This is a genomic window from Actinotalea sp. JY-7885 (assembly GCF_014525465.1).
Taxonomy (GTDB): Bacteria; Actinomycetota; Actinomycetes; order Actinomycetales; family Cellulomonadaceae; genus Actinotalea.
Window position 1 is genome coordinate 1 of record NZ_JACEXH010000072.1, and the last position, 16,412, is coordinate 16,412.

Annotated in this window: 16 protein-coding genes; 7 read left to right on the forward strand and 9 right to left on the reverse strand. The window is 75.5% G+C overall.

Features of this window, described 5'->3' with window-relative positions; genetic code table 11:
- From arfB to IDM29_RS08520, 3 genes are all read right to left on the reverse strand, one after another.
- A partial coding sequence (gene arfB, locus IDM29_RS08510) for an alternative ribosome rescue aminoacyl-tRNA hydrolase ArfB (protein WP_309232698.1) occupies positions 1-349 on the reverse strand: 349 nt, incomplete at its 3' end.
- A 30-nt stretch (positions 350-379) separates the two neighbouring features.
- On the reverse strand, positions 380-919 hold the full coding sequence (locus tag IDM29_RS08515) for a DinB family protein (protein WP_182111975.1): 540 nt from the start codon (positions 917-919) through the stop codon (positions 380-382).
- 26 nt (positions 920-945) lie between these two features.
- The gene (locus tag IDM29_RS08520; RefSeq protein ID WP_182111974.1) at positions 946-1,818 is read right to left on the reverse strand and encodes an AraC family transcriptional regulator; all 873 of its coding nucleotides are present in this window, start codon (positions 1,816-1,818) and stop codon (positions 946-948) included.
- Between the two features lie 38 nt (positions 1,819-1,856).
- Between IDM29_RS08520 and IDM29_RS08525 the strand changes: the two genes are divergently transcribed.
- Positions 1,857-2,429: a TIGR03086 family metal-binding protein gene (locus IDM29_RS08525; RefSeq protein WP_182111973.1), complete on the forward strand. Its 573-nt coding sequence runs from the start codon at positions 1,857-1,859 to the stop codon at positions 2,427-2,429.
- 59 nt (positions 2,430-2,488) lie between these two features.
- On the opposite strand, the gene IDM29_RS08530 is transcribed toward IDM29_RS08525, so the two are convergent.
- The 3 genes from IDM29_RS08530 to IDM29_RS08540 all read right to left on the reverse strand — a co-directional run bounded on the left by IDM29_RS08530 (position 2,489) and on the right by IDM29_RS08540 (position 7,542).
- On the reverse strand, positions 2,489-3,883 hold the full coding sequence (locus IDM29_RS08530; RefSeq protein WP_182111972.1) for an HNH endonuclease signature motif containing protein: 1,395 nt from the start codon (positions 3,881-3,883) through the stop codon (positions 2,489-2,491).
- Positions 3,884-3,998: 115 nt separating this feature from the next.
- A complete protein-coding gene (locus IDM29_RS08535) occupies positions 3,999-5,732 on the reverse strand; it encodes an ABC transporter ATP-binding protein (protein ID WP_182111971.1) in 1,734 nt (577 codons plus the stop codon).
- Entirely contained in the window at positions 5,713-7,542 is a 1,830-nt protein-coding gene (locus IDM29_RS08540) for an ABC transporter ATP-binding protein (protein WP_182111970.1), read from the reverse strand. The genes IDM29_RS08535 and IDM29_RS08540 overlap by 20 nt, the downstream gene beginning before the upstream one ends.
- Positions 7,543-7,766: 224 nt before the next feature.
- On the opposite strand from IDM29_RS08540, the gene IDM29_RS08545 reads away from it, so the two are divergent.
- The 4 genes from IDM29_RS08545 (at position 7,767) to guaA (ending at position 10,808) form a co-directional block, all read left to right on the forward strand.
- On the forward strand, positions 7,767-8,234 hold the full coding sequence (locus IDM29_RS08545; protein WP_182111969.1) for a hypothetical protein: 468 nt from the start codon (positions 7,767-7,769) through the stop codon (positions 8,232-8,234).
- Between the two features lie 150 nt (positions 8,235-8,384).
- Entirely contained in the window at positions 8,385-8,708 is a 324-nt protein-coding gene (locus tag IDM29_RS08550; RefSeq protein ID WP_182114277.1) for a DUF3817 domain-containing protein, read from the forward strand.
- Positions 8,705-9,190 (forward strand): hypothetical protein, encoded by a 486-nt coding sequence (locus tag IDM29_RS08555; protein ID WP_182111968.1) that lies wholly within the window; start codon positions 8,705-8,707, stop codon positions 9,188-9,190. Before IDM29_RS08550 ends, IDM29_RS08555 begins: the two co-directional genes overlap by 4 nt.
- A 10-nt stretch (positions 9,191-9,200) precedes the next feature.
- Entirely contained in the window at positions 9,201-10,808 is a 1,608-nt protein-coding gene (gene guaA / locus IDM29_RS08560) for a glutamine-hydrolyzing GMP synthase (RefSeq protein WP_182111967.1), read from the forward strand.
- 1 nt (position 10,809) lies between these two features.
- Here the strand turns inward: guaA and IDM29_RS08565 are convergent, their stop codons facing one another.
- Complete coding sequence (locus IDM29_RS08565) at positions 10,810-12,264, reverse strand: GGDEF domain-containing protein (RefSeq protein WP_182111966.1); 1,455 nt, start codon at positions 12,262-12,264, stop codon at positions 10,810-10,812.
- Between the two features lie 93 nt (positions 12,265-12,357).
- Here IDM29_RS08565 and IDM29_RS08570 point away from each other — a divergent pair, with 93 nt between their 5' ends.
- Both IDM29_RS08570 and IDM29_RS08575 read left to right on the forward strand, forming a co-directional pair.
- Entirely contained in the window at positions 12,358-13,524 is a 1,167-nt protein-coding gene (locus IDM29_RS08570) for a glycosyltransferase family 4 protein (RefSeq protein WP_182111965.1), read from the forward strand.
- Positions 13,525-13,595: 71 nt separating this feature from the next.
- Positions 13,596-14,045, forward strand: coding sequence for an aromatic ring-opening dioxygenase LigA (locus IDM29_RS08575; RefSeq protein WP_182111964.1), 450 nt, complete (start codon positions 13,596-13,598; stop codon positions 14,043-14,045).
- A 75-nt stretch (positions 14,046-14,120) separates the two neighbouring features.
- Here the strand turns inward: IDM29_RS08575 and IDM29_RS17290 are convergent, their stop codons facing one another.
- Positions 14,121-14,606 (reverse strand): hypothetical protein, encoded by a 486-nt coding sequence (locus IDM29_RS17290; RefSeq protein WP_255491627.1) that lies wholly within the window; start codon positions 14,604-14,606, stop codon positions 14,121-14,123.
- A complete protein-coding gene (locus IDM29_RS08585; protein ID WP_182111963.1) occupies positions 14,603-16,138 on the reverse strand; it encodes a PspC domain-containing protein in 1,536 nt (511 codons plus the stop codon). The genes IDM29_RS17290 and IDM29_RS08585 overlap by 4 nt, the downstream gene beginning before the upstream one ends.
- Positions 16,139-16,412 lie beyond the last annotated feature (274 nt).

Genomic DNA, 16,412 nt, shown 5'->3' on the forward strand with positions numbered 1-16,412 from the left:
AGGCGCGGCTGGGCCGCGCGGCGCGGCGCGGCGTCTGCTCGTGCAGCGACTCGGCGACCAGCCGGGCGAGGCGCTCGGTGGCGGCCTGGCGGTTGCGGAGCTGGGAGCGGTGCTCGGACGCGGCGACCGTCAGCACGCCGTCGACCAGGCGCGGTGCGAGCGCCGCGACGGCGCGGTCCCGCACCTCGGCCGGCAGGGACGGCGTGCGCGCGAGGTCCCACGACAGCTCGACGCGCGAGTCGGTGGTGTTGACGCCCTGGCCGCCGGGCCCGCTGGACCGTGAGAACCGCCATCGCAGCTCGTCGTCGTCGACGACCACGAGGCCGAGGCGGGGCAGGTTCAGGTCCACGGCACCAGCCTGCACCCCGCCGCGCGGGGCTCAGTCACCCGTGGCGCCGTCGACGGCCTCCCGCAGCAGGTCGGCGTGGCCGTTGTGGCGCGCGTACTCCTCGACGAGGTGGACCAGGACCCACCGGAGGTTGGGCGTGCGACCGTCGCGCCAGCTGCGCACGGTGAGCTGGTCGAGCCCGCCCTCGTCGAGGGCGTCGGCGACGTCGCGGCGCGAGCGCTCGACGGCCTCGTGCCACATCCCGCGCAGCGCCTCGGGCGAGTCCTCGGCGGCCGAGTGCCAGTCCCAGTCCTCGTCGGCGGCCCAGTCGACGGTGTCCCAGGGCGCGTGCCGCTCCCGGCCGTGCAGGAACCAGGAGGACCAGTGGTCCTCGACGAAGGTGAGGTGCTTGAGGAGGCCGCCGAGCGTCATGGTGGACGCGCCGACCGTCGTGCTGAGCCCCGCGGCGTCGAGGCCCGCGCACTTCCACTCGAGCGTCGCCCGGTGGTACTCGAGGTAGCCGAGCAGCGTGCTCGTCTCGTCGGCCGCGACCGGCGGCTCGGGCCGCCCCTGTTCGTCGATGATCGTCATGGCCGGCATCCTGCCGCCTGCGGGGGCTAGGGCGCCTCGGTAATACCGCGGCGGTGCTGGGCCACGAACTCCCCGGGCGTGGTGCCCGTGGCCCGGACGAGGTCGTGGTGGAAGTGCGGCTGGTCCGCGTAGCCGAGGCGGGCCGCGACCTCGCTGAGGGTCGCCGTCCCGGCGCGCAGGTGCTCGGTGGCCTGGTGCAGCCGGCGACGCTGGATCAGCCAGCGGGGGGTGAGCCCGAGCCGCCGGTGCGCGAGCCGCTGCAGGGACCGCTCGCTCAGGCCGACCTCCGCGCACAGCTGCGTCACGCGGGTGAGGTCGTCCCGGTGCTCCACGAGGTCCACGATGCGGTTCACGAGGCGGCCCTCGTCGTCGACGGGCAGGTGGCGCCGCAGGACCTCCTCGCACGCGGCCATGGCGGCGCGGTGCGCGTCCGGGGAGCGCGGGTCGCCCGCCATCGCCGCGCGCACGCGCCCGACGAGCCGGGATGCGGGTTCGGCGCCGATCACCTGCTCGACGTCCACGTGACGGTCGGTGTGGTCCGCGACCGGTCCGCCGGTGAGCAGGTACCCGGCCGCGGGCCGGCACATCACGCCGACGGCCCAGCCGTCGCCCGTGAGGACCGTCGTGGACAGCCCGGAGACGGGGCCGTAGAAGCGGGCGTAGTCCGCGCTGACGACGAGCAGGCAGACGGGGTACTGCAGGACGCGCTGGGGTGCCTCCTCGCCCGGTGGGACGGACCACACGGGGATCCAGAACCGCAGTGCGAGGTCGGCGAGGTCGGGGCTCACCGGGTACCGGAACATCTCGTGGGAGGCGTCGTCGGGGCGCTTGAGGTGGGCGCGCTCGACCGCGTACGCCGCGTCAGCGCGGCCCGGCGGCGTCACCGTGTCGGGTTTCATCAAGAGCCATGATGGTGGCGCGGCCTAGCGTCCCGGGCATGGACACCACGTTGGAGCAGTACGAGACCGCCGACCGCCCGCTGACCGCCCTGATCGACGCGACGCCTCCGGACGCGTGGGACCGGCCCTCGCCGTGCGAGGGCTGGGCCGCGCGCGACGTGGTCGCGCACATGGTCGAGACCCAGCGCTCGTTCTTCGCGGAGCGCGGCATCGACCTGGGTGCCGCGCCCGACGTCGTCGCCGACCCCGCCGCCGCCTGGCACGCGCACGCCGCGCGCGTGCGCGCCGCGCTCGCGGACGAGGAGGTGGCCACGAAGGGCTTCGACGGGTTCTTCGGCCCGACGACGCTCGGGGCGGCGCTGGTGCAGTTCTACGTGTGGGACATGGTCGTGCACCGCTGGGACGTCGCGACGGCCGTGGGTGCCGACCCCGGGCTCACGGAGGCCGAGGTCGACCGCATGGAGGCCGGTGCCGCCGGCTTCGGTGACGCCCTGTACATGGAGGGCATCTGCAGGCCGGGCGTCGAGCCGGCCGCGGGTGCCGACCGCGCCACCACCGTGCTCGCCCGCCTGGGCCGGAGGACCGGCGTGCCCGCGCAGGGCACCGCCTGACGGGCGGGGAGGGCTGCACGCCGCACCTGCCGGGGCCGCGCGCTGCGTCCCGGGAGGGGTCAGCATGCGAGCGCCAACGCGTCGTCGCCCGGTGGTGCGCCGGTTCTACGCTCCACCGCCGCGGGGACGGCGCGTCCCGGTGGTCCGGCCTCGGCCGGTTCGGGCAGAACGGCGGGTCTGCCGTCGGGGTGTCGGAACTCGAACCCGTGGGGGACTCGGGTGATGCGTAGGTCGTGGGTGTGGACGTGGTCGTGGTGGTGCCAGCAGAGAAGGACGCCGTTGTCGGTGGAGGTGTCGCCGCCGCGTGACCACCACCGGATGTGGTGGATCTCGCCGAGGGTGGGTGGTGCGGTGCATCCGGGGTACTGGCAGTGCCGGTCGCGGGCGATGACCGCGCGGCGCAGCTCCTTGGTGTAGGTGCGCTCGTCCTGGCCGACGTCGAGGATCTGGCTCTCGGGTCCGAACACGATGCGGGTGACCTCGGAGTCGCAGGCGATGCGCGCCAGGACCGAGGGTGGGACCGGGTCGCCGGAGTCGAGCTCGGCGGGGTCGAGGAGATCGGCTTCGAGCCCGGTGCGCTGGGCGGGTGCGCCGTCGCCGTCGCGGGCGGCCGCGTCGGTGGCCAGGCGCTGGAAGGTGTCCCAGGAGACGTGGACGTTCAGGTGCGGGCGGACCTGTGCGCCGACACCGGTCAGGCCCTTGTCCAGGACCAGGCGGGCGAGGTCGACCAGCGCTTCGGCCTGGCGCTGCTCGACGGGCCGCTGGTCGTCCTTGGCCGGCACGCCGGCGATGGATCGGACGGCGGTGGCCAGGAGCTGACCGTTCTCGTGCGTGAGGAACCCCGCGACCGTGACGCCGTCGCCGCGCGGGGTCAAGGTGAGGCGCTGTAGCGCGACGGCCTGGCGGTGCTCGCGCTCGGCGGCCTGGTCGTCGAGCTTCGCGGCCATGCGACTGGCCAGCCGCCGGAACTCGTCGACCCCCAGGCGTTTGGCCTGGTCGACGAAGAACGCTTCGTTGCGGTCGGGCAGGTCGCTGGCCAGGGCGGCGCGCCGGGCGGGGGAGGACACCAGGCGGCTGAGCGCCTCGGCGTGGCCGCGCGTGATCTCCCCTGTCGCGACCGCGTCGCGGGCGACGGGCAGCTCACCCATGACCCGCCCGAGCTGGGCCTGGCGGTTCGCGTCGCCGTAGGCGATGCCCTCCCGGCGGGCCACGTGACCCGCGAGCGTGCGGTCCGCGCCGCCCAGGGCCCAGCGCCCGTCGGCCTCGACTGCGGCGAGGAGCACGGAGGATGCGAGGTGGATCTGGTCTCCGACCACCCGCAGCTCCTGGCGCACCGCCGAGGCCCGAGGCCCCTCCAGGCCGCTCAACGGCATCGCCGCCAGCGCGGCGGCGTCGGCGCGCAGCCGGGCGACCAGCGCGTCGAGGCCTTCGACCTCGCCACCCGCCTGGACCATCTCGCCCCCTGTGCACCGGTTCGCCGCCGATCGAACTAGTGTACTAACGGCCACCGACACGCACCAGGCATCGCCCGGGATCCGGACGCGCACGTGAGGCCGAGGGCCTGGCGCGTCAGTCCTGCTGCCAGGACCGCCACAGCGCGGCGTACTCCCCGCCCGCGGCGACGAGCTCGTCGTGCGAGCCGATCTCCGTGATCCGGCCGGCGTCGACCACCGCGACCCGGTCGGCGTCGTGCGCCGTGTGGAGGCGGTGCGCGATGGCGACGACCGTGCGGCCGGTCAGCACGGCCGAGAGCGACCGCTCGAGGTGCCGCGCGGCGCGCGGGTCGAGCAGCGAGGTCGCCTCGTCCAGCACGAGGGTGTGCGGGTCGAGGAGGACGAGCCGCGCCAGGGCGACCTGCTGCGCCTGCGCGGGCGTCAGCGTCAGCCCGCCCGAGCCCACCTCGGTGGCGAGCCCGTCGGGCAGCGCGTCGACCCAGGTGGCGTCGACGGCGGCGAGCGCACGGCGCAGCTCGTCGTCGTCCGCCTCGGGACGGGCCAGCCGCAGGTTCTCCTCGATCGTGCCGACGAAGACGTGGTGCTCCTGCGTCACGAGCGCGACGTGCCCGCGCAGGTCGTCCAGGGGCAGGTCGACCAGCGGGACGCCCCCCACCGTCACCGTCCCTCGCGTGGGCGGGTGGATGCCCGCGAGCATCCGCCCGAGGGTCGACTTGCCCGCGCCCGACGGCCCCACGACGGCCAGGCGCTCGCCCAGCCCCAGGTCGAGATCGACGCCGTGCAGGACGTCGTGGCCCGGCCGGTACGCATAGCGCACGCCCGAGGCGACGACGTGCTCGTCGGCCGGCACGGCGTCCGGCCTGGCGGTGCGGTCCGGTGCCACCTGCTGCACGCCGATGATCCGGGCGAGGGAGGTGGCGCCGACCTGGATCTCGTCGAGCCAGTAGATGAGCTCGCCGATCGGGTGCATCACCTGCAGCGCGTACACGGCGATGGTGGTGACCGCGCCGACGCTCACCGAGCCGGTCGACACCAGCCAGGCGCCCCACAGCACGGTGGCGACGACCGGCAGGACGAACGACAGGTCGATGCCGGGGAACAGGATGCTGCGCAGCCAGAGCGTGTGGCTCTCGGCGGCGAACGCCTCGCGCAGGTCGGCGTCGACGCGCTCGCGCCGGCGACGGCCCAGCCCCAGCGCATCCACGGTCCGCGCACCCTCGACCGACTCCGTGATCGTGCCGTTGAGCGTGGCGTAGGCGGCCGACTCGCGCAGGTAGGCGGGCGCCGCACGCCGCAGGTACCAGCGCGTGGTCAGGACCACGCTCGGGGCGCCGACGACCAGCGCCGCGGCCACCTGCCAGCTCACGGCGACGGCGGCCGCGAGCGTGAGCGTGATGGTCGCCGCCGAGACCAGGACGCGCGGCACGCCGAAGCGGATCGTGTGCTGGACGCGGTCGATGTCGTTGGTCGTGCGGGCCACGAGGTCACCGGTGCCGGCGCGCTCGACGGTCGACAGCGGCAGCCGCGTCACCGTGCCCACGAACTCCTCGCGGAGCTCGGCGAACACGGTCTCGCCCAGCACCATGGCGCCGCGCTGGGCGTAGCGGATCAGCACGGTCTGGGCGAGGACCGCGAGCACGAGGAACGCCACGGCCTGGTCGACGAACGACGCGCTGGTGCCGTGCGTCACCGCGTCCACCATGCGCCCGAGGAGCCAGGGGCCCGCCAGACCCGCGGTCGCCGCCAGGGTGTGGAGCAGCAGGACGCGGGCCAGCGCGGCCCGGTGCCGCCGCAGCAGCACCCCGGTGTGCGCGCGCAGCGCGGCGCTGTCAGCGACGGGCAGCTTCACGGCGCACCTCCTCGGTGGTCCCCTGATCGGTCTGGGTCTCGGCGTCGGCCGAGGCCCGGCTGACGACGGCGCGGTACGCGCGCCCCTGGGCCCCGGCGCCGGGCGCCAGGAGCTCGCGGTGCGTGCCCCGGGCGCGGACCACGCCGCCCGCGAGCAGGACGACCTCGTCCACGCGGTCGAGCACGAGCGGGCTCGACGTCACGACGACGGTCGTGCGCCCTGCCCGGTAGGCGGCCAGCCGCTCCGCGATGCGCGCCTCGGTGTGCGCGTCGACGGCCGACGTCGGCTCCACGAGCACGAGCACCTCGGGCTCGGTCAGCAGCGACCGGGCCAGCGCCACGCGCTGGCGCTGGCCACCCGACAGCGAGCGGCCCTTCTCGGCGACTTCGCCGTCGAGACGCCCGGGGAGCGCGTCGAGCACGTCGTGCGCGTCGGCGGCCTCGAGCGCCGCGAGCAGGCGCTCGTCGCCGTCGTCACCGGCCCCGTCCCGGACGGCCAGCTCGTCGCGCAGCGTGCCGGTGAACAGGTGCGGCGTGGACTCGGCGACCACGATGCGGCGGTGGACCTCGGCCAGCCCCAGCTCGGCGAGGGGGACGCCGCCGAGGCGCACCCGGGCACCCGCGTCGGCGTTCTCGGTGCCCAGCAGCCCGAGCCGGGTGGCCACGGCCGCGGTCTCGTCCGGGTCGGCGCTGACCAGGGCCACGACGCGTCCCGCGGGCACCACCAGGCCGGTGTCCTCGTCGACCAGGTCGTTGGTGGCGGGCATGGCGGTGGGTCGGCCGGCCGTCGCCGGCCCGGCCTGCTCCGCCTCGGCGCCGGTCACCGGGACGCGCAGCACCGTGAGGATCTTGCGCACGCCGACGACGGCGCGGGTCATGGTGTGCAGGAACTGCGTCGCGGCCTGGAGGGGCTCCGTGAGGAACGCGGCGTAGCCGTAGAAGGCGACGAGCTGCCCGGGCGTGATCTCGCCGGACAGCGCCAGGCGGGCGCCGAACCACACGACCGCGGCGAGGAACAGCCCCGGCAGCAGGGCCTGCATCGCGTCGAGGAGCGACTGCGTCTGCGCGACGCGCACACCCGCCTCGCGCACGCGCTGGGACTGCGCGCGGTACCGCCCGGCGAAGACCTCCTCGCCCCCGATGCCGCGCAGCACGCGCAGGCCCGAGACGGTGTCGGCACCCAGCGTGGTGAGCCGGCCCGCGGCCTCGCGCTGGGCCGCCTGGCGCTTCTGCAGCGGCCGCACGAGCAGGGCCAGCACGCCGGCGACCGCGGGCAGCCCGACCAGGACGGCGACGCCGAGCGTCACGGAGCTGTTCAGCAGCAGGAAGGCGACGACGACGTACGCCACGACGCCGCCGACGAAGCGCGACGTCGTGTAGTACACCTCGCCGACGCGCAGCGAGTCGGAGGCGACGGTGGAGACCACCTCGCCGGTCGGCAGCTCGGCGGTCACGGCGTCGCCCGTGCGGCTGACGTGGTGCCCGACCAGCTGCGAGGTCCGGAACGCGCCCCGGAGCCAGTTCTCGACCTCGAGCCGGTGCCCCACGACGTTGCAGACGACGAGCACGAGGCCGACGCCGAGCAGGGCCAGGGTGCCGAGCAGCAGCTCGCGCGAGAGGCCGTCGTCGAGGCCGCCGTCGACGACGCGGCCCAGCATGTACGGCAGCGCCGCGAGGGAGACCGACGAGCCGATGGCCATCACGGCGGCGGCGACCATGAGCCCGCCCTGGCGTCGCGCCACCCACCAGAGGTAGGCGGCTGCGGACGTCAGGGGAGGGGTGCCGGGATCGGCGTAGGGAAGCTGGCGCACGGTCAGCAACGGTACGTCCCACCTGCGACATCACCTGACCGCTTTATGTACCGCAGCACGGCACGCCGCGAGCGGCGCCGGCTCGAGTGGATCCCCTTCGCGCGCGGCTGGTTCTCCTCTACCTTGTGAGCATGATCGATGGCGCGCCGCCCCCGCCCGGACCGGGGCACCGTCCGACCGGACGCCCGGATCAGCCGGGACGCCCGCGGCCTCCGCAGCGTTCGTTGGGTGCCGGCCGCCTGCTGCTCGCGTGGCTCGCCGGCGTCGTGACGATCGAGCTGCTCGGCATGGCGCAGAACGTGCTGCTCTTCAGCCTGGTGGACATCGACCTCGCCATCGTGGCGGGCTACGCCACCGGCCCGGTGCTCGCGGCCCTCGGTGCGGTCGTCGCGGTCCTCGTGCTCGCCGCCGGCGGCCGCGCCGGGGGGCGGCCCTGGTGGCACTGGCTCCTGGCCGGTGTGCCGCCGGTGCTGGTGGTGCAGGTGCTCGGCGTGGTCGTCTGGCTGCTGACGTGGGGGTACCCGGTCGACGCGTCGCTGCTGCTCCACGTGATCTCTCCCGACGTCGTCGCGCTCGCCCTCGACGCGCTCGGGGTGCTGCTCGCCGCGGGCGTCGCGGTCGGCGTCGGCGCGGTCCTGCAGCGGTCCGCCGCCGGGCGGACGCCCGTCATGGGCACGACGGCGCCTCACTAGACGCGGGAGGGTGAGCGACGCCGCGCGTGGCCCCGGGCGGGTCGGCCGGTGCGGCAGGATGGGCGCAGCGATCGGCCGGACGGAGGGGTTCGCGTGGCGGGCAAGGACTGGGTGACCAAGGCGACCGGAGCGCTCACGCGCTACCGCGTGATGGCGTGGGTCACGGGCGTGATGCTCCTGATCCTCGTCGTCGAGATGACGATCAAGTACGCGATCCAGCCCGGCGACGACGTCCTGCGCTGGATCGAGTGGATCCCCTTCGCCCACGGCTGGGTCTACGTCGTCTACCTCGTGACGGTGATGGACCTGTGGTCGACGATGCGCTGGCGCTTCGGCCGCCTGGTCGCGATGGTGCTCGGGGGCGTCGTCCCCGTGATGTCGTTCGTGGTCGAGCGCCGGGTCCACACCGACGGCGAGGCGCAGGTCGCCACCGGGCGCCCCGTCGCCCGCACCACCGCCGGCGCACGCCGGTGACCGCACCCCTGCCCCAGCGCGCGGTACCCGCGCTGGGCGCCCGGCGGGTCGCGCTCGCGTGGTTGGTCGGCGTGCTGGTCGCCCGCGTGATCGCCACGGGCGCGGGGATGGTCGCCATCCTGTTCCAGGGGACGGTGCCGGGGTTCGGCCTGTACGCGGCGCTGACGGTCGCCGGCGTCGTCGCCGGGCTGGTCGGCGTCCTCATGGCCGTCCTGAGCTTCAGCCTGCCGCCGGGGCGGGCCGCCGGCCGGCCGCTGTGGCACTGGGTTGTCGCCGGCGTCCCGGTGCTGGTGGTGGGGACCGTCGTCGACGTGCTGGTGACCTTGGCCTCCACGGGCCACGTCTACCTGGACGTCGAGCGCGTGGCAGTGCTCGCGGTCGAGCTGGTGCTCGGGACCGGCCTCGCGCTCGGCGTCGGCGCGGTCCTGCAGCGGTCCGCCGCGGGGCGGACGCCCGTCATGGGCACGACGGCGCCTCACTAGACTCGGGAGGGTGAGCGACTCCGCGCAGCCGGCTTCCCCGACCACCCCGACGCCCGACGAGGCGGGACCCGTCCTCGTCGTCGACTTCGGCGCCCAGTACGCGCAGCTCATCGCGCGCCGCGTGCGCGAGGCCAAGGTCTACTCCGAGATCGTTCCGCACACGGCGTCGGTCGAGCAGATCCTCGCCAAGAAGCCCTCCGCGGTGATCCTGTCCGGCGGTCCGGCGAGCGTCTACGCCGAGGGTGCGCCGGCCGTGGACCCGGCCCTGTTCGAGACCGGCGTGCCCGTGCTCGGCATCTGCTACGGCTTCCAGGCGATGGCGCAGGCGCTCGGCGGCGACGTCGCGCAGACCGGTTCGCGCGAGTACGGCGGCACCCACGTCAGCGTGCCGCAGACGGGCGTGCTGCTCACGGGCTCACCCACGGAGCAGTCGGTGTGGATGAGCCACGGCGACGCCGTGCACGCCGCGCCCGAGGGCTTCAGCGTCCTGGCGACGTCGTCGGGCTCGCCGGTGGCGGCGTTCGAGGACCGCGAGCGCCGGCTCTTCGGCCTGCAGTGGCACCCCGAGGTCAGGCACTCGCCGCTCGGCCAGCACGCCCTGGAGAACTTCCTGTACCGCGGCGCGGGCCTGAGCCCGGACTGGACGGCGGGCAACGTCATCGCCGAGCAGGTCGAGCGGATCCGCGCCCAGGTCGGCGACGCCCGCGTGATCTGCGGGCTCTCCGGCGGCGTCGACTCCGCCGTCGCCGCCGCGCTGGTCCAGAAGGCCGTCGGTGACCAGCTCACCTGCGTCTTCGTCGACCACGGCCTGCTGCGCAAGGGCGAGGCCGAGCAGGTGGAGACGGACTTCGTGGCCGCCACCGGCGTCCAGCTCAAGGTCGTGGACGCGCGCGAGCGCTTCCTCGGCGCGCTCGCGGGGGTCACGGACCCCGAGACCAAGCGCAAGATCATCGGCCGCGAGTTCATCCGCGTGTTCGAGGCCGCCGCGCGCGAGGTCGTGCAGGAGAGCGGCGCGCACGGCGAGGAGGTGCGCTTCCTCGTGCAGGGCACGCTGTACCCGGACGTCGTCGAGTCCGGCGGCGGCGAGGGCGCGGCCAACATCAAGTCGCACCACAACGTCGGTGGCCTGCCGGACGACCTGCAGTTCGAGCTCGTCGAGCCGCTGCGGTCGCTGTTCAAGGACGAGGTCCGCGCGGTCGGGGTCGAGCTCGGCCTGCCGGACGCGATCGTGTGGCGCCAGCCCTTCCCCGGGCCCGGCCTCGGCATCCGGATCATCGGCGAGGTCACGGCCGAGCGCCTCGACGTGCTGCGCGAGGCCGACGCCATCGCGCGCGAGGAGCTGACGCGCGCGGGCCTGGACCGTCAGATCTGGCAGTGCCCGGTCGTGCTCCTCGGCGACGTCCGCTCGGTGGGCGTCCAGGGGGACGGCCGCACCTACGGCCACCCGGTGGTGCTGCGGCCGGTGACGTCCGAGGACGCCATGACGGCCGACTGGGCGCGGGTGCCCTACGACGTGCTGGCGACGATCTCGACGCGGATCACCAACGAGGTCCGCGAGATCAACCGTGTGACCCTCGACGTCACGAGCAAGCCGCCGGGCACGATCGAGTGGGAGTGACCTACCCCCGCGGCGCCTCCGCGGCCTGACGCCCGCGCTTGCGCGCGTACATCCGGGCGTCCGCGACGGAGAGCAGCTGCTCGGCCGTGACCCGGTCGCCCGGCCTCACCTCGGCAGCGCCCAGGCTCGCGCCCGCGGAGGTCACGACGTCGCCGAGGTGCACGGGGGCGTCGAGCGCGGCGTCGATCCTGGCCTCGGCCTCGGGCCGCACGAGGTCCGGCTCGCCCTCGAGCACGACGACGAACTCGTCGCCGCCGAAGCGCCCGACCAGGTCGCCCGCCCGGACGGCGGCGCGCAGGCGCTGCGCCACGGTCACCAGCAGCGCGTCGCCGAGGCGGTGGCCGTGCCGGTCGTTGACGAGCTTGAAGTCGTCCAGGTCGACGAAGAGCACGACGGCGCCCGCGGCACGGCGGTCGGCGACGCGCCCCAGCACCGCCTCCAGGTGGTCGTCGATGGCGCGCCGGTTGGGCAGGTCCGTGAGGTCGTCGTGCGTCGCGAGGCGTGCGAGCCGCGCCTCGGCCGCCGCGTGGAGCCGGGCGAGCTGCCCGACGCGCAGCATCGCGAGGGGGACGACGAGCAGCGACGCCGCGACCAGCAGCAGCACGTCCGCCCGCCCCTGCAGGGCCGTGATGCCCGCCAGGACGGGGTTGAGGGCCAGCACGGCGCCGAGCAGCACGAGCCGGGCCGTCGTGAGCCGGCCGTCCCGGGGCGTGCTCGGGGCCACCAGGTGGGCGTGCGCCGGGTGGGCCGCGCCCGCCGCCACCGCGACGTAGCCGATGATCCAGAGCACCTCGACCCACCGCGCCGTGGCGCCCGTGACGGGGTCCGTCGTCAGGAGGAGCGCGGCGTTGCCGACCAGGGTCGCCAGGACGGCGACGAGCAGGTAGGACAGCGTCGGCCGGGCCTGACGCGAGGTCATGACCGCCCGGACGACCGCGCCCGCGATACCGGACACGATGAGGACCACGACGACGTTGTAGGTCCTCGTCCCCGCGGTCGCGTCGAGCCTGGTCAGCGCCGGGCTCAGCGCCGTGACCCACACCAGGCTCGCGCCGGAGAGCGCGATGAGGACGGCGTCGACGATGCCGCCGACGTCGGTGCGGGCGTAGCGGGACGTGATGAGCAGGGCGGCGACGAGCAGTGCGGCGTACCCGAGCGGGAGCGTCGCGAGCGAGAGCAGGCCGGTGGCGGCGGGCCGACCGGCCAGGCCCACCTGGCGCAGGGACTCGACGTTGTGCAGCGCGAGGAGCACCAGGGCCGCGAGGGCGAACCACCACATCGTCGGGTCCTGGACCCGGCGCCGCACGAGCAGCCACGCCAAGAGCGCGGCGGGGACGAGCCCGGACAGGACCACGGCCGTGAGCCCGACCGCGGGGCCCGAGACGAGCGCGACCACGGACAGCAGGCCGGTGAGCCCGGCGAACCCCGCGTGCACGTGGATCGGCCGGGTACCCATGTCGTCCTATCGGCAGGTGCGGGCGGGACGGGAGGGAACCGGGTGGACGTCGCGCGGCCCCTCGCGACACCGGCCGGGGCTAGCCTGCCCATTGTGCGCATCTTCCACGTGTCCGACTGCTACGCGCCCCGCACCGGCGGGATCGAGTCGCAGGTCCGCGACCTCGCGCGCGCCCAGGTCGCGGCCGGGCACGAGGTGCACGTCCTGACCGCGACGCCCGGGCCCGCCGGGGAGCGGGGCGGGGTCGCCCACGACGACGACGGCGTGGTGGTCCACCGCCTCGGGGCCCGGATGCCCTTCGACCTGCCCGTGAACCCGGCGGCGCCGCCGCGCGTGCGCGCGCTCCTCGACGACCACCGGCCCGACGTCGTCCACGTGCACGCGGGCGTCGTGTCGCCCTTCGCGTTCGACGGGGCGCGCGTGGCCCTGGCCCACGGCAGCCCGCTCGCGATCACCTGGCACTGCATGCTCGACGGCGCCGTGCCGCTGCTGGGCGCGGCCGTGCGGCGCAGCCGGTGGGCGCAGGCACCCGTGGCGCTCTCGGCCGTGAGCTCGGCCGCCGCCGAGCGGGTCCGCGACGCCTTCGGCGCGCCGGTCGCCGTCGTCCCCAACGGGATGGACCTCGAGCGCTGGGCGCCGGCGGCCGCCGCCGGGGGCGGCCCGGTCGGGGGCCCCGTGCGGTGCGTCGCCACGATGCGCCTCGCCCCGCGCAAGCGCGGGGGAGCCCTGATCGGCGTCGTGGAGGACGCCACGATGCAGCTGCCGGCCGGCGCGCTGCGGGTCGACGTCCTGGGCGACGGCCCGCGCCGCGCGGCGATGCAGCGCAGCATCGAGCGGCGCGACCTGGCCGACGTCGTGACGCTGCGCGGCCGGGTGCCGCGCGAGGAGGTGCGTGCCGCCTACGCGGACGCCGACGTCTTCCTGGCCCCCGCCGCGCTCGAGGCGTTCGGCATCGCGGCGCTCGAGGCCCGGACCGCCGGCCTCGTCGTGCTCGCCCGGCGCGGGACGGGCATCGCCGAGTTCGTCACCGACGGCGAGGACGGCCTGCTCGTGGACGACGACGCCGCCATGGCCCGCGCTCTCGTGTCGCTGGCCCGGGACCGTGGCCTCCTCGGCAGGTTGCGCGAGAACGCGGTGCGACGGCGTCCCCGGTTCGACTGGCCGACGACGCTCGCGGCCGCGGAGGCCGAGTACGCCCGCGCCCGCGTCCTCGCGGGGGCCGTGTCCCCCGGTCGGGCGCCCGGTCCTTTGGCACAGTAGGGAGCGGAGCCGCGGCGAACGGCCCCGCGTGCCGGTCCGCCGGTGCGGCACTGCTCCCGAGAGGTGTCACCATGTCCAGCACCAAGCCGGTCCGTGTCGTCGGCCTTCTCTCCATGATCGCGGGCGTCGTCCTCATCGTCGCCGGAGCGGCCACGTGGGTGATGGTCCGCACCCAGCTCGTCGACGAGAACATCACCGTCGCCGACGACGCCCAGATGTTCGGGGGCGAGCTCGTCGACGGCCCCCTGGACGCCTACTACCAGGCCGACATCATCAACACCCACGCGCTTGCCGCGTCCGACGGCAAGACCTACGCCGAGCTCGAGCAGGACGACCCGGTGCGCGTCACGATGATGAACGCGTCGTTCCTGCGCAGCTCGCTCTTCACCTCCGTCATCGCCTTCGGCGTGGCGGCCTTCGCGGCGGGCATGGGCCTGCTCTTCCTGCTCATCGGCTACGCCCTGCGTGCCCTGGCTCCGGCCGGTGCGCAGATCGTGCGGCCGACGGGTCCTGCCGCCTGACAGAGTCCGCATGGCGAAGGCCGCACCGGACCCGGTGCGGCCTTCGCCATGTCGGCCCGAGGGTCAGCCCGACGGTCAGCCTCGGCGGCGGCGCCCCGTCAGGAGCGACCCGACGAGCAGGGCCACGCCGGCGGCGGCGACCAGGATGATCAGCGCCAGCTCCAGGTCGAACCAGACCCCGGAGGCGAACGCGACGAGGCCGAGCCCCACGGCCGCGACGACCAGGCCCCACACGACTGTCCCGACGCGGATCCCGTCCGCCTCGACCACCGGCGCCCCGACCAGCGTCGTCTCGGCCGGCGGCGTGGCGACGGGCTCGCGCGCGACCTCCTCCCCGGGCAGCCACGGCGTCGCGGCCGGCTCGTGCGCGACCCGCTCCTGGGCGGCCGGCTCGTCGACGTGCGACTCGTCGCTCGCGCGGCCGGTGGCGTCGGTGGGGTTCGTGCTCGCGGTGGGGTGCTCGGTGGTCTCGTCCACGGTGTCCTCCGGGGTCTGCGTGGTCGGCTGCGGCTCGCCCGCCTCGTGCGGCGGGTCGGCGGGGTGCTGGTCCTCGGCGCTCATCGGCCGTCACCGACCTCGACGCGGCCGGCGGCCAGGTCGATCTCGAGGCGCAGGACGGGCTCGGTGCCGGCCGTGACCTCGTCGGACCGGTACGTGCGCTCGCTGGCGGCCCCCATGCCGTCGTAGACCTTGTCCCCGAACCAGTAGACCTGGCCGGCGAGGACCAGGACCTCGGCCTCGACGGTCGCGCCCTGCGGCACCACCACCCTCACGTCCCCGGCGGCGACCTCGATCGGTACGACGACGGTCTCGCCCTCCTCGAGCGGCAGCTCGGTGAGGTCGAGCCTCACGTCGCCCGCGCCGACGGAGTAGCCGGCCTCGGCCTCGGCCACCGACGTCGGCGTCCGGTCCACACTGCCGACCGCGGTGCCGTCGCGGCCCTCCCAGCTCCAGTCGGTCCCGCCGTCGTCCCTCGAGCTCGCGAAGGTCCCGGCCGGCAGCAGCACGATCGTCAGGAGGACGGCGAGCCCGCCGAGGCCACCGGCGCGCCGGCCGCGGAGCCCGGCCACGATGATCGCGACCCCCAGGAGGGTCACGGCGACGGCGCCGGACGTCAGGAGGACCGGACCGGTGAAGGTGCCCACCCGGCTCGCGTAGAGCAGGCCTGCGAAGACGAGGAGGGCGAGCGCGGCCACCAGGGCGAGCGTGGCGGGACCCGGCCCCTGCGGGCGCCGCCGGGTCGCCACGGGCGCGGCGTACGGCACGGCGGCCGGGGAGGACGCAGGGCTCGCGGCGGTCGGGTACGCCGTGGTCGAGGGCCCGGCCGTCGGGTACGCCGTGGTCGAGGGCCCGCATGCCGGGTACGCGGCCGTCGCGTCGTCGGTGATCGGGCGCTCGGTGGTCGACGTCGTCGCGTACGGCGCGGTCGGGTACGGCTCCGTCGGGTACGGCGCGGTCGGGTACGACCCGGTCGGGTACGGCGGCGACGTCGGGGAGGGCGCGTTCGGGTACAAGGTCGTCACCGGTCCTTCGGTACGGCGGGTGCCGGCAGGCCCCGCGGGTGGGGTGGGGCGGGGACCGGCACGGTTCGCGCCCGTGACCACGAGGACCACGACGATCGCGACGGCGCTCACCCACAGCAGCGGGTGCCACCAGCCGAGGTCGAAGCCCCACCACGGGCCGGCACCCCAGCCGTCGCTCGCGGACAGGCCGGCGACGAGCATCGCGATCCCGCCGACCACGGCGGCGTCCACGTCACCGCGGAAGAGCTGCTGGAGGTGGATCCGGCCGTCCGACTGCTCCGGCAGGAGCAGCCAGCCGATCGCGTACACGACGAGCCCGAGGCCGCCCAGCAGCACGCCCACGGCGAGCAGGCCGCGCGTGACCAGCGGGTCGATGCCGAACCGGGCGGCGAGGCCCCCGGCGACGCCACCGATCCACCGGTCCTGCGTGCGGACCACGCCGAGGCGCCGGACGCTGTCGAAGAACGAGTCCAGCCCGGTGCTGGGCGGCGCACCGGTGGGCGGGGGCGGCGGCGGCGGCGAGCTCTCGGCGCCCGGAGGTCGTGCGGTGGGATCGTGCTTCTCGTCCATGGCAGCCATGCTCGTCCGTCGCGCGGCCCGCGGGTATCGGGGCCAGCCCTGACCGGACCCTGAACCCTGACGGCCCGACCCTGAGCGGGCGGGTGCGCGGACCCGGAACCTGACCCGGGGACCTCGGTGCGGCGCCGTCAGCCGTCCCGGTGGCGGCGTCGGACGTGTGACGATGCTCCCGTGACCACGAGCACGTTCCCGGGACCGCGGGGGCCGGTGGCCGCCGGCACGCCGGCGCGCACGCGGCTCCCGCTGCGCCGCCCGCCGCGCGGGC

Coding starts and splice junctions, on each gene's coding strand:
- IDM29_RS08515 (WP_182111975.1), bottom strand. CDS start 919: ATGACGATCATCGACGAACAGGGGCGGCCCGAGCCGCCGGTCGCGGCC.
- IDM29_RS08520 (WP_182111974.1), bottom strand. CDS start 1,818: ATGAAACCCGACACGGTGACGCCGCCGGGCCGCGCTGACGCGGCGTAC.
- IDM29_RS08525 (WP_182111973.1), top strand. CDS start 1,857: ATGGACACCACGTTGGAGCAGTACGAGACCGCCGACCGCCCGCTGACC.
- IDM29_RS08530 (WP_182111972.1), bottom strand. CDS start 3,883: ATGGTCCAGGCGGGTGGCGAGGTCGAAGGCCTCGACGCGCTGGTCGCC.
- IDM29_RS08550 (WP_182114277.1), top strand. CDS start 8,385: ATGGCGTGGGTCACGGGCGTGATGCTCCTGATCCTCGTCGTCGAGATG.
- IDM29_RS08565 (WP_182111966.1), bottom strand. CDS start 12,264: ATGGGTACCCGGCCGATCCACGTGCACGCGGGGTTCGCCGGGCTCACC.
- IDM29_RS08575 (WP_182111964.1), top strand. CDS start 13,596: ATGTCCAGCACCAAGCCGGTCCGTGTCGTCGGCCTTCTCTCCATGATC.
- IDM29_RS17290 (WP_255491627.1), bottom strand. CDS start 14,606: ATGAGCGCCGAGGACCAGCACCCCGCCGACCCGCCGCACGAGGCGGGC.
- IDM29_RS08585 (WP_182111963.1), bottom strand. CDS start 16,138: ATGGACGAGAAGCACGATCCCACCGCACGACCTCCGGGCGCCGAGAGC.